This window comes from Lentzea indica, from assembly GCF_012184385.1.
GTDB classification, from domain to species: domain Bacteria; phylum Actinomycetota; class Actinomycetes; order Mycobacteriales; family Pseudonocardiaceae; genus Lentzea; species Lentzea indica.
This window is the reverse complement of record NZ_VSRL01000097.1, coordinates 1-12,428: the sequence shown is the minus strand read 5'-3', so window position 1 is coordinate 12,428 and position 12,428 is coordinate 1. Positions and strand designations below refer to the sequence as shown.

Here is a 12,428-nt window from a genome sequence, read left to right as displayed (position 1 = left end):
GAGCTACTCCTCGGTGGATACGTCGGGGACCTGCCGCCTCGGCGGAACGGGGTCCAGGCCTCCAGGGTGCCAGGGTCCGCAGCGCAGCAACCGGCGGATCGTCAGCCAGGTTCCTCGCAGCGCGCCGTGGACGGTCAGGGCTTCCACCGCGTACGCGCTGCAGCTCGGGTAGAAGCGGCACGTCGGCGGCAGCAGCGGCGAGACGAACCGCCGGTAGAAGTGCACCGGCAGCAGCGCGACCTTCGCGGGAAACGTGGTCATCGCAGCACCTTGCGCAGGGCGGAGGAATAGTCGGCGGCGAGCTCCGAGCTCGACGCCTCGGCTGCCGGTGCCAACGCCCGAACCACGACGAGAGTTCCCGGTGGCATGTCAGCCAGCGACGAACGAACGACGTGGCGCAGACGCCGTGCAACTCGGTGGCGCACCACCGAGTTGCCAACTGTTTTGCTCACGACGAAGCCCACCTTGGACGAATCCAAGGTGGGCACGTCGGACGTCAAGACGTGGACGACCAACCGGGGCCGTCCGGCGCGGCGGCCTCGGCGGACCACCAGGCCGAAGTCCTGGCTGCGGGTGAGCCGGGCGGCCGGTGGGAGCACGACGACGCTGCGCTTACCAGCCGCTGTCAGGCGGACAGAGTGGCACGGCCCTTGCTACGGCGCGCGGCCAGAATGGCGCGGCCGGCGCGGGTCCGCATGCGCAGCCGGAAGCCGTGCGTCTTCGCGCGGCGGCGGTTGTTGGGCTGGAAGGTGCGCTTACCCTTGCTCACGGTCGGTTCTCCCGGTGCTTCACTGCTTACAAAGCCTGTGTGGTTGTCCCCGACGGCGGTGGACGTAGGCGCGCGAAAGGCGCCCGTCGCAAGCGGGAGACTCGTACGAGGGTACGCATGCCCGGGTGCGGCGACCAAATCGGGGTGGCCGACGCCACGTCTTGTGAGGCGTGCCGGGCCTTGTTACCGTTCTTCCCTCGCGCATGCCGGAGCTGGCGAGGGAGCCGCCACCGTACCGGCAACACAACGCACCGTTTAGTGCACAGTTGTGGATAACTCTGTGGATGCCTCTATTCTCCGTGTCCACGTGTGGAGTCATGGGCTCCGTCGGAGGGGAGGGGAGCGCGGAGGTGTCGAACCAGCAGGTCGACCTTGGTCTCGTTTGGGCCGAGGTGGTGCAGGAGCTCGCTGCGAGCCACCTGTCCCCTCAGCAACGTGCGTGGATGAGGGTCACCCGTCCAATCGGTTTGCTGGACGGAACGGCCTTGCTCGCGGCCCCCAGCGACTTCGCGAAAGAGGCGATCGAACGCGCACTGCGCGACCCGATCACCGCAGCGCTCTCCCGCAGGCTCGGCCGCACGGTCTCCCTCGCGGTGAAGGTCGACTCGCCGGAACCGACGAGCCCACCGACCACGCCCATCCCGGTGATGCCGGGCATTCCCAACGGCGACACGCCCGTCCTCGTGGAAGAGGCCGGCACCACGAACGCTGACGGGACGGCGGAAGGTTCCGACTCGGACGAGGTCGACGAAGCAGGCGACGCGCTCGCCGCCGTCACCGAGATCTGGCCGACCTTCAACACGGCAGGTGGCGCGACGCCGAACGGGAACACCCCGTACACCAGGCCGGCCAACCCGTCGCCGTCGCAGACCCGGCTGAACGAGAAGTACAACTTCGACACGTTCGTCATCGGCGCCTCGAACCGGTTCGCGCACGCTGCCGCCGTCGCGGTGGCCGAAGCGCCCGCCCGTGCGTACAACCCGCTCTTCATCTGGGGTGAGAGCGGCCTCGGCAAGACGCACCTGCTGCACGCCGTCGGGCACTACGCCCAGCGCCTGTTCCCCGGTATGCGCGTGCGGTACGTGTCGACCGAGGAGTTCACCAACGACTTCATCAACTCGCTGCGCGACGACCGCAAGGTCGCCTTCCAGCGCCGCTACCGGGACATCGACGTTCTTCTCGTCGACGACATCCAGTTCCTGGAGGGCAAGGAAGGTACGCAGGAGGAGTTCTTCCACACGTTCAACACGCTCCACAACACGAACAAGCAGATCGTGGTGTCGAGCGACCGGCCGCCCAAGCGGCTGGAGACGCTGGAAGACCGCCTGCGCACGCGGTTCGAGTGGGGTCTGATCACGGACATCCAGCCGCCCGAGCTCGAGACCCGGATCGCCATCCTCCGCAAGAAGGCGGCGCAGGACCGGCTCGCGGCCCCCGCCGAGGTGCTGGAGTTCATCGCCGCCCGCATCGAGCGGAACATCCGCGAGCTCGAGGGCGCGCTCATCCGCGTCACGGCGTTCGCGTCGCTCAACCGCCAGCCGGTCGACGTCCAGCTCGCCGAGATCGTGCTGCGCGACCTGATCCCCGACTCGCACGCGCCGGAGATCACCGCGCCGACGATCATGGCGGTCACCGCGGAGTTCTTCGGCGTGACGATCGACGACCTGTGCGGCCCGGGTAAGACGAAGGCGCTCGCGCAGGCGCGGCAGATCTCCATGTACCTGTGCCGCGAGCTGACGGACCTGTCGCTGCCGAAGATCGGCCAGACGTTCGGCGGCCGCGACCACACGACGGTCATGCACGCGGACAAGAAGATCCGCAAGGAGATGGCGGAGCGCCGGCGGATCTACGACCAGGTGCAGGAACTGACGTCGCGGATCAAGCAGCGCGCTCGCCACGCTCCCTGATCCGACCCGGGTGGCAACGAGGGGTCCTCCAACGCGGAGGGCCCCTTTTTCGTTCGCCCGCAACGGGGACGCGACGGGACCCGACGGGCACGCATCGGTTCGTGTCGCCCCACCCACCACCACGGGCCACGGACGTACCCGGGTAGTCGAGGGGTGCCGGGCCACGCAGAGAGGCTTTCTGTTCACCCCCAGCACTCGAAGGGGTGGGGACAACTGAAAAAGTCTGAGACCCAGGCCACGATCTGGCCACGGAAGCCTGTTGAACACCCGGGTACAACTGCCCCGCACCCGGGGACGCACCCGGGGACAACTGTGGACGATCTGTGGATCGAGAGGTGTGCACAACCGGCTGTCCCCGGGTGCGCCGATCTGTCCCCGGGTGCCATCCCCCCTTAGTCCACATGGACGCTGGTGTTCTGACCTGCAGGTTGAACACCAGTCCACACAATCCACAGCCCCTACTGTTACTGCTGTTTGATCTCTTCCTTGAAGAACTTCAAAGCAAAACAGCGGGGGACAGCTCCCGGGGATCGGTGCCCGAACCCCGAAGTGACGGGAAGGGCCAGGACGCTCTAACGTGGTTGCTCCGCACCTCGGGTCAGCCGAGGTCGAGGCTCCCTAACCCCCACTGGCACGTTGTCGTGGTTGGGCTTGTCGACTGTCGAGGAAAGGACGCCTCATGAAGATCCGCGTCGAACGCGACGGCCTGGCCGACGCTGTCGCCTGGGTCGCCCGCAGCCTTCCGTCCCGTCCGCCGGTCCCCGTGCTGGGCGGGGTGCTGCTCGACGCGGAGTCGGACGATTCGCTGACGGTCTCCGGCTTCGACTACGAGGTCTCCGCTCAGGTCGGTGTCCCGGCGACGATCGCCGACGGTGGCAGGGCGCTGGTCTCCGGCCGTCTGCTCGCCGACATCACCAAGGCGCTGCCGAACCACCCCGTCGAGATCGCGGTCGACGGCTCTCGCATGATGATCAGCTGTGGCAGCGCCAGGTTCAGCCTCCCAACGATGCCGGTCGAGGACTACCCGGCGCTGCCGTCGATGCCGCAGCTGATCGGTGAGCTTCCCGGCGAGGTCTTCGGTGAGGCCGTCGGCCAGGTCGCCGTCGCGGCCGGCAAGGACGACACGCTCCCGATGCTCACCGGTGTGCGTGTCGAGATCGGCGAGGGCAAGCTGACCCTCGTCGCCACCGACAGGTTCCGGCTCGCGATGCGCGAGTTCCCGTGGGAGCCGGACGCGTCACTGGGCGAGGTCGCCGTGCTCGTCCCCGCCCGCACGCTCGGCGACGCGGCCAAGACGCTCGGCTCGTCCGGCAGCAAGGTCGAGATGTCCCTCGCGGCGAACGACGGCCTGCTCGGGTTGTCCGGCTCCGGCAAGCGGACCACGACCCGGCTGCTCGACGCGGACTTCCCGAAGTACCGCCAGCTTCTGCCGAGCGAGCACTCGGCCGCGGCGATCATCGACATCGACGCGCTGCAGCAGGCGATCAAGCGCGTGTCGCTCGTCGCCGAACGCGGCACGCAGGTGCGGCTCGAGTTCGTCGACGGCGGTCTGCGTCTGTCCGCCGGTGGCGACGACGAGGGATCGGCCGAGGAAGAGCTCCCGGTCGAGTACACCGGTGACGCGGTCACGATCGCGTTCAACCCCGGGTACCTGCTCGACGGTCTCGGAGCCGTTCGCACGCCCCGTGTCCACTTGTCCTTCACCACACCCAGCCGACCGGCGCTGCTCAAGCCGGTGGACGAGGATGGGAACGTGGCGCCGGGCTACCTGTACCTCCTGATGCCCGTTCGCCTGCCCGGCTAAGACCCTTACCGGGTAACGAGAAACGTTTAGGGGAGAACACCGTGCAGCTCGGACTCGTCGGCCTCGGCAAGATGGGTTTCAACATGCGCGAGCGGGTGCGCCGAGCCGGTCACGAGGTGATCGGCTACGACCGCAACCCGGAGGTCAGCGACTCGGAGTCGTTGGCGGACATGGTTTCCAAGCTCGATGCGCCGCGCGTGGTGTGGGTGATGGTGCCCGCGGGCGAGATCACCCGTAACACGGTGAGCGAGCTGTCCGAGCTGCTGCAGCCCGGAGACCTTGTGATCGACGGTGGCAACTCCAAGTTCACCGACGACAGGATCCACGCGGACCTGTTGGCGGAGAAGGGGATCGGCTACCTCGACTGCGGTGTGTCCGGCGGTGTGTGGGGTCTGGACAACGGCTACGCGCTGATGGTTGGTGGCGACGCCGCGCACGTCGAGCAGGCGATGCCGATCCTCGACGCGCTGCGTCCGGAAGGTCCGCGTGAAGAAGGTTTCGCGCACGCGGGCAAGGTAGGCGCCGGCCACTACTCGAAGATGGTCCACAACGGCATCGAGTACGGCCTGATGCAGGCGTACGCCGAGGGCTTCGAGCTGCTCGACAAGACCGACGTCGTCGACAACGTGCCCGCGGTGATCTCGGCCTGGCAGCGCGGAACCGTTGTGCGGTCGTGGCTTCTCGACCTGCTGGTGCGCGCGCTCGAGTCGGACCCTGAGCTCGACGATCTTCGTGGTTACGTCGAGGACTCCGGCGAGGGCCGGTGGACCGTCGAGGAGGGCATCAACAACGCGGTGCCGCTCCCGGTGATCTCCGCCGCGCTCTTCGCGAGGTTCCAGTCGCGGCAGGAGGATTCACCCGCGATGCGTGCGGTCGCCGCACTGCGCAACCAGTTCGGTGGCCACGCGGTGCATCTGGCCGGACCGTCGTCCGGCGCCGGCAGCACCCAGGGCTAGCGAGGTGCACGTCAGACACCTCCAAGTCAGCGACTTCCGTTCGTGGGAGCTCGCCGACCTGGAACTCGAGCCCGGTGTCTCGGTGCTCGTCGGGCGCAACGGTCAGGGCAAGACGAACCTGGTCGAGGCGATCGGGTACGTGGCGACGCTGGGTTCGCACCGCGTCGCCACGGACGCACCGCTGATCCGTCACGGTGCACAGCGCGCTGTCGTGCGGGCGGCCGTGGTCAACGACGACCGCGAACTGCTCGTGGAAATCGAGATCACGGCGGGCAAGGCGAACCGGGCGCGGATCAACCGCGGCCCGGTGCCGCGTCCGCGCGATGTGCTCGGGATTCTGCGCACCGTGTTGTTCGCACCGGAGGACCTCTCTCTTGTGCGAGGCGATCCGAGCGACCGGCGGCGGTTCCTCGACGAGATGCTGGTGTTGCGCGCGCCGCGGTTCGCCGGCGTTCGCAGCGACTACGACCGTGTCCTGAAGCAGCGCAGCGCGTTGTTGAAGACGGTGAAGCACAGCAGATCGGCGGAACTGTCGACGCTCGACGTCTGGGACGGGCATCTCGCGAAGCACGGCGCGGAGCTGCTGGCCGCGCGGATGAAGCTGGTCCGCGACATGGCGGACCACGTGACCTCGGCGTACGCGGAGGTCGCTCCGGAGTCACGCCCGGCGCTCATCTCCTACAGGTCGAGCGTCGGCGAACTGCCGGAAGACAAGGAGAGCATCGAGGATCTGCTGCTGGCCGAGCTCGACCGGGTGCGGCGGCAGGAGATCGAACGCGGCGTGTGTCTCGTCGGCCCGCACCGCGACGACCTCGACCTGACGCTCGGCGATCTCCCCGCGAAGGGCTACGCCAGTCACGGAGAGTCATGGTCTTTCGCGCTCGCGCTGCGGCTCGGTGGGTACGAGCTCATGCGTGTCGACGGCATCGAACCGGTGCTCGTGCTGGACGATGTCTTCGCCGAGCTCGACCGCGGCCGGCGGCAGCAGCTGGCCAAGGTCGCGGCCGCCGCCGAGCAGGTGCTGATCACCGCGGCGGTGGCGGAGGACGTTCCTGACGAGCTGAGCGGTGCCCGGTTCGAGGTGCATGGCGGGGAGGTGCGACGTGTCTGACTCAGTGCCTGACTCTGGGGGTTCAGGTCCCCAACATGTAGCTCGATCGGGTGTGTCCGCCCACACATCTGGGGACAAGTCTGTGGATGGTGTGGATAACTCCGTCACAAAACCCGACTTGTCCACAGGTTCATTCACACCTGAGGGTGAGCCACTGAAGGGTTCTGACCTCGCGCGGGCCGCTCTGGAGGCCGCGAAGGCGAGCGCCAAGGCCCGTGGACGCACCCCCGGCAGCAAGTCGAAGGGCCGTCCGGTCAACCGCCGCCGGCGGCGCTGGTCGGGTCCGGGGCCCGACGACCGCGACCCTCAGCCCCTCGGCAGGATCGCGTCCAGGCTCGCCGCCGACCGCGGCTGGGTCGAGCAGCTCCAGGGTGGTCAGGTCTTCGGCCGATGGGCAAAACTGGTGGGCGAGGACGTCGCCGAGCACGCGAAACCGATCGCGCTCAGTGACGGGGAACTGACGGTCCAGGCGTCGTCGACGGCATGGGCCACTCAGCTGCGCCTCTTACAGCGCGACCTGATCAAGCGGATCGCCGCGGGCGTCGGTCACGGCGTCGTCAAAAGGCTCAAGATCAAGGGACCGGACGCTCCCAGCTGGCGACACGGCCCCAGGCACGCGCCTGGGCGCGGTCCGCGTGACACCTACGGGTGAGGTCCTGTCAAGGGCTCAGCGGCCGTTCTGTGGCGCAATGAGCGTTCACCAGCGGATTTGAACCCCCGTTTCAGCCGTCCGCACCCATCTTTGGTCGCGTGAGGGCCTCTGTGACCGAATCAAAGGTGTCCTTGACCCCGTTCTGTCGGGGTGGCCCGGTAGAATCACGGGGAGCGTCACCAATCCACGTGCGGGTCCTGCCCGCATCAGCGAGGAGACTCCAGGCCCGTGTCAGCAAAGAAGAATGAGTACGGCGCGTCCTCGATCACTGTCCTCGAAGGCTTGGAGGCAGTGCGCAAGAGGCCGGGCATGTACATCGGCTCGACCGGCGAGCGCGGTCTGCACCACCTGGTTCAGGAGGTTGTGGACAACTCCGTCGACGAGGCGATGGCGGGCTACGCGACGAAGGTCGACGTCACCCTGCTGGCCAACGGCGGTGTCCGGGTGATCGACGACGGGCGTGGCATCCCGACCGGCATCCACCCCGTCGAGGGCGTGCCGACCGTCGAGGTCGTCATGACCAAGCTCCACGCTGGCGGCAAGTTCGACAGCGACTCCTACGCGGTGTCCGGCGGTCTGCACGGCGTCGGCATCTCCGTGGTGAACGCGCTGTCCACCGTCGTCGAGCTGGAGATCAAGCACCAGGGTCACGTCTGGACCCAGCGCTACGAGGCCTCCAAGCCAGCGCACGAGCTGCGCAAGGGCGAGGCGACCACCGAGACCGGCACCATCGTCACGTTCTGGGCCGACCCGGAGATCTTCGAGACCACCGAGTACAACGTCGAGACGATCTCTCGCCGCCTGCAGGAGATGGCGTTCCTCAACAAGGGGATCACGATCGTCCTGCGCGACGAGCGCGTCTCGGAGGAGGACGAGGAGGCCGACGCCGAGGGCCACAAGGCCGCGGTGAAGGAGCGGGTCTTCCACTACCCCGGTGGTCTGGAGGACTTCGTCCGCCACATCAACCACACGCGCGACGCGGTGCACCAGAAGGTGATCGCGTTCGAGGCGAAGGGCGAGGACCTCGAGGTCGAGGTCGCGATGCAGTGGAACACGGGCTACACGCCGTCGGTCTACACGTTCGCGAACACGATCAACACGCACGAGGGCGGCACGCACGAGGAGGGCTTCCGCGCCGCGCTGACCCGTGTCGTCAACGAGTACGCGCGCGAGAAGAAGCTCCTCAAGGAGAAGGACACCAACCTCACCGGTGACGACATCCGCGAGGGCCTCGCGGCGATCATCTCGGTGAAGCTGAAGGAGCCCCAGTTCGAGGGCCAGACGAAGACCAAGCTGGGCAACAGCGAGGCGAAGTCGTTCGTGCAGAAGTCGGCGAACGAGCACCTGGCCGACTGGTTCGAGCGCCACCCCAACGAGACGAAGGCGATCGTCACGAAGGCGGTGTCGTCGGCGCAGGCCCGCATCGCCGCCCGCAAGGCCCGCGAGCTGGTGCGCCGCAAGGGCGCGCTGGACATCGGCGGCCTGCCCGGCAAGCTGAAGGACTGCCGCTCGACCGAGCCGGAGCGCTGCGAGCTCTACATCGTCGAGGGTGACTCCGCAGGCGGTTCGGCCAAGGAAGGCCGCGACTCGATGTACCAGGCGATCCTGCCGATCCGCGGCAAGATCATCAACGTCGAGAAGGCGCGCATCGACCGCGTGCTGAAGAACAACGAGGTCCAGTCGCTGATCACGGCGCTCGGCACCGGCATCCACGACGAGTTCGACCTCGGCAAGCTGCGCTACCACAAGATCGTGCTGATGGCCGACGCCGACGTCGACGGCCAGCACATCCGCACGCTGCTGCTCACGCTGCTGTTCCGCTTCATGCAGCCGCTCATCGAGCACAACCACGTGTACCTCGCGCAGCCGCCGCTCTACAAGATCAAGTGGCAGCGGACCGAGCCCGAGTACGCCTACTCCGACCGCGAGCGCGACGCCGTGATCAAGGACGGCATCGCGGCCGGCAAGAGGCTCGGCAAGGAAGACAACATCCAGCGGTACAAGGGTCTCGGTGAGATGAACGCCGAGGAGCTGTGGGAGACCACGATGGACCCGGCCAACCGGATCCTGCGCCAGGTCACCATGGACGACGCGGCCACCGCCGACGAGCTGTTCAGCGTGCTCATGGGAGAGGACGTCGAGGCACGCCGTTCGTTCATCACCCGCAACGCCAAGAGCATCAAGTTCCTGGACATCTGAGTCCGGTCTTGGTCCCTAGGCACGTGAGCGTTTCTGGCGAGAAGGAAAGAGAACAGTGACCGAGACGACTCTGCCCCCGGATCACGACCGCATCGAGCCGGTCGAGATCCAGCAGGAGATGCAGAACTCGTACATCAACTACGCGATGTCCGTCATCGTGGGTCGTGCGCTGCCGGACGTGCGTGACGGGTTGAAGCCCGTGCACGTCCGGGTGCTGTACTCGATGTTCGACTCCGGTTTCCGTCCCGACCGCGGTTTCAACAAGTGCGCTCGCGTCGTCGGCGACGTGATGGGCAACTACCACCCGCACGGTGACTCGGCGATCTACGACGCGTTGGTGCGTCTCGCTCAGCCGTGGGCGCTGCGCTACCCGTTGATCGACGGCCAGGGCAACTTCGGCTCGCCGGGCAACGACCCCGCCGCCGCCATGCGGTACACGGAATGCCGTCTTTCCCCGTTGGCCATGCACATGCTGGCCGACATCGAGGAAGACACGGTCGACTTCCGCGACAACTACGACGGCCGCATCCAGGAGCCGGTCGTCCTCCCGTCGCGCGTCCCGAACCTGCTGATCAACGGCAGCTCGGGCATCGCGGTCGGCATGGCGACCAACATCCCGCCGCACAACCTGCGCGAGGTCGCGGACGCGGTGGTGTGGGCGCTGGACAACCACGAGGCCTCCGACGAGGAGACCCTCGAGGCCACGATCGCCCGGGTCAAGGGACCGGACTTCCCGACGTACGGCCAGATCCTCGGCACCTCCGGCATCGAGGACGCGTACCGCACCGGTCGTGGCTCGATCCGCATGCGCGCGATCGTCGAGGTGGACGAGGACGCCAAGGGCCGCACGATCCTGGTCGTCACCGAGCTGCCGTACCAGGTCAACCCGGACAACCTGGTCGAGAACATCGCCGCGCTGGTGCGCGACGGCAAGCTCACCGGCATCGCGAACATCGCGGACGAGTCGAACCGCCGCATCGGCATGCGCATCGTGGTCACGCTCAAGCGCGACGCGGTGGCGAAGGTCGTGCTGAACAACCTCTACAAGCACACTCAGCTGCAGTACTCGTTCGGCGTCAACATGCTGGCGCTGGTCGACGGTGTGCCGCGCACGCTGCGGATCGACCAGATGATCCGCCACTACGTGAAGCACCAGATCGAAGTCATCGTGCGGCGGACGAAGTTCCGCCTGCGCAAGGCCGAAGAGCGCGCGCACATCTTGCGCGGCTTGGTGAAGGCACTCGACCAGCTCGACGCGGTGATCGCGTTGATCCGCCGGTCCGAGACGCCGGACATCGCCCGCACGGGCCTGATGGAGCTCCTCGACGTCGACGAGATCCAGGCCAACGCGATCCTGGAGATGCAGCTCCGCCGCCTCGCGGCCCTGGAGCGCCAGAAGATCATCGACCAGCTGGCCGAGATCGAGGTCGAGATCGCCGACCTCAAGGACATCCTCGACAAGCCGAAGCGGCAGCGCAAGATCGTGCGCGACGAGCTCATGGCGATCGTGGACAAGCACGGCGACGACCGCCGTACGAAGATCATCCCGTTCGACGGCGACGTGTCCATGGAGGACCTGATCGCGGTCGAGGACGTGGTGGTCACGATCACCCGCACCGGCTATGCGAAGCGCACCAAGACCGACCTCTACCGGGCGCAGAAGCGCGGCGGCAAGGGCGTGCAGGGCGCACAGCTCAAGCAGGACGACATCGTCGCGCACTTCTTCGTGTGCTCGACGCACGACTGGATCCTGTTCTTCACGAACAAGGGCCGCGTGTACCGCACGAAGGCGTACGAGCTGCCGGAGGCCAACCGCAACGCGCGCGGCCAGCACGTGGCGAACCTCCTCGCGTTCCAGCCGGACGAGGAGATCGCGCAGGTCATCCAGATCAAGAACTACGACGTGTCGCCGTACCTCGTGCTCGCCACCCGAAAGGGTCTGGTGAAGAAGTCGAAGCTCTCCGACTTCGACTCCAACCGATCGGGTGGACTCATCGGTATCAACTTGCGCGAGGACGACGAGCTGGTCGGTGCCGTGCTCTGCTCGGCGGACGACGACCTGCTCATGGTGTCCGCTGACGGCCAGTCGATCCGCTTCCACGCGACCGACGACGTGCTGCGCCCGATGGGTCGTGCCACGTCAGGCGTGCAGGGCATGCGGTTCAACGCCGAGGACGAGCTGCTCTCGGTGGGCGTCGTCCAGGAAGGCCTCTTCGTTTTGGTGGCCACCGACGGCGGGTACTCGAAGCGAACGCCGATCGAGGACTACCCGGTGCAGGGCCGTGGCGGCAAGGGTGTGCTGACCATTCAGCACGACCGCCGACGTGGCAGGCTGGTGGGCGCGCTCATCGTCGACGTCGACGACGAGCTCTACGCCATCACCTCGAGCGGCGGGGTCATCAGGACCCGTGCCGAGCAGGTGCGCAAGGCTGGACGGCAGACGAAGGGCGTGCGGCTGATGAACCTCGGCGAGAGCACCACTTTGATCGCCGTCGCACGCAACGCGGACGAGCCCAGCGACGTCACTAACGGTGAGACGTCTGTCGCGGAGGACTCTGCCGCCGACCAGGCAGCCACCCCCACCGACTCGGCTGAGTAGTCGGAATCGCTAGCGAGAGGCCAAGGACAAGCTCGTGACTCCACCCGAGAACCGCGAAGGTCGGGACGCGGACAAGACCGCGGTGATCACCAAGCCGGCTCCGCAGAACGCTGCGCAGAACGCGGAGAAGGCCGACTCGGCCGCACCGGCGGCCTCCGGTTCCTCGGGTGGGAACGCGCAGGACAAGACCAAGCCTGTGTCGGCGGAGAAGGCGGCCGAGGCCGCCAAGCCCGCCGAAGCTCCTGCTCCCGCGGAACCGGCGGCGGCTCCGGCCGCCGCCGCACCAGTCGACGAGAAGACCGTCTCGATCGACACGCCTGAGGCGGTCGTTCCGGTCGCGGCTGTCGCAGAGGAGCCGGTCGTCGTCGCCGCGCCGCCGCCCTGGCAGCGCGTGACGAACGACACGCAGGCCGCCCATCAGGACTCGACCG

10 protein-coding genes and 1 pseudogene are annotated in these 12,428 nt (G+C 67.3%); 8 read left to right on the top strand and 3 right to left on the bottom strand.

Translation table 11 applies throughout. The features are described from left to right. Positions 1-3 precede the first annotated feature (3 nt). Genes yidD through rpmH form a run of 3 tightly spaced genes read right to left on the bottom strand, consistent with a single transcriptional unit; the run spans position 4 to position 769 of the window. Positions 4-261 (bottom strand): membrane protein insertion efficiency factor YidD, encoded by a 258-nt coding sequence (gene yidD, locus FXN61_RS25115; protein WP_167976498.1) that lies wholly within the window; start codon positions 259-261, stop codon positions 4-6. Beyond that, a complete protein-coding gene (rnpA, locus tag FXN61_RS25110) occupies positions 258-599 on the bottom strand; it encodes a ribonuclease P protein component (protein ID WP_167976497.1) in 342 nt (113 codons plus the stop codon). The genes yidD and rnpA overlap by 4 nt, the downstream gene beginning before the upstream one ends. 26 nt (positions 600-625) lie before the next feature. Next, positions 626-769, bottom strand: a complete 144-nt coding sequence (gene rpmH, locus FXN61_RS25105; RefSeq protein ID WP_030465619.1) for a 50S ribosomal protein L34 — start codon at positions 767-769, stop codon at positions 626-628. A gap of 317 nt (positions 770-1,086) precedes the next feature. Between rpmH and dnaA the strand changes: the two genes are divergently transcribed. From dnaA to FXN61_RS25065, 8 genes and pseudogenes are all read left to right on the top strand, one after another. Then, a complete protein-coding gene (gene dnaA / locus FXN61_RS25100) occupies positions 1,087-2,676 on the top strand; it encodes a chromosomal replication initiator protein DnaA (RefSeq protein ID WP_188135461.1) in 1,590 nt (529 codons plus the stop codon). Between the two features lie 679 nt (positions 2,677-3,355). Beyond that, complete coding sequence (dnaN, locus tag FXN61_RS25095) at positions 3,356-4,480, top strand: DNA polymerase III subunit beta (protein ID WP_167976496.1); 1,125 nt, start codon at positions 3,356-3,358, stop codon at positions 4,478-4,480. Positions 4,481-4,521: 41 nt separating this feature from the next. Further along, the gene (gene gnd, locus FXN61_RS25090; protein WP_167976495.1) at positions 4,522-5,436 is read left to right on the top strand and encodes a phosphogluconate dehydrogenase (NAD(+)-dependent, decarboxylating); all 915 of its coding nucleotides are present in this window, start codon (positions 4,522-4,524) and stop codon (positions 5,434-5,436) included. Positions 5,437-5,440: 4 nt separating this feature from the next. Continuing rightward, positions 5,441-6,547 (top strand): DNA replication/repair protein RecF, encoded by a 1,107-nt coding sequence (recF, locus tag FXN61_RS25085; protein WP_167976494.1) that lies wholly within the window; start codon positions 5,441-5,443, stop codon positions 6,545-6,547. Between the two features lie 118 nt (positions 6,548-6,665). Then, positions 6,666-7,199, top strand: a complete 534-nt coding sequence (locus FXN61_RS25080) for a DciA family protein (RefSeq protein ID WP_246291988.1) — start codon at positions 6,666-6,668, stop codon at positions 7,197-7,199. Positions 7,200-7,427: 228 nt separating this feature from the next. Then, positions 7,428-9,398 carry a DNA topoisomerase (ATP-hydrolyzing) subunit B gene (gene gyrB / locus FXN61_RS25075; protein WP_167976492.1) on the top strand — a complete coding sequence of 657 codons (1,971 nt, stop codon included), beginning with the start codon at positions 7,428-7,430 and terminating at the stop codon, positions 9,396-9,398. Positions 9,399-9,453: 55 nt separating this feature from the next. Next, on the top strand, positions 9,454-11,997 hold the full coding sequence (gyrA, locus tag FXN61_RS25070) for a DNA gyrase subunit A (RefSeq protein WP_167976491.1): 2,544 nt from the start codon (positions 9,454-9,456) through the stop codon (positions 11,995-11,997). Positions 11,998-12,031: 34 nt separating this feature from the next. Continuing rightward, positions 12,032-12,428 (top strand): annotated as a pseudogene (locus FXN61_RS25065) (hypothetical protein); the annotation flags it as partial.

Bases quoted from the DNA above. Each gene is read 5' to 3' on its own strand.
- yidD (WP_167976498.1), bottom strand. From the start codon at position 261: ATGACCACGTTTCCCGCGAAGGTCGCGCTGCTGCCGGTGCACTTCTAC.
- dnaN (WP_167976496.1), top strand. From the start codon at position 3,356: ATGAAGATCCGCGTCGAACGCGACGGCCTGGCCGACGCTGTCGCCTGG.
- dnaA (WP_188135461.1), top strand. From the start codon at position 1,087: ATGGGCTCCGTCGGAGGGGAGGGGAGCGCGGAGGTGTCGAACCAGCAG.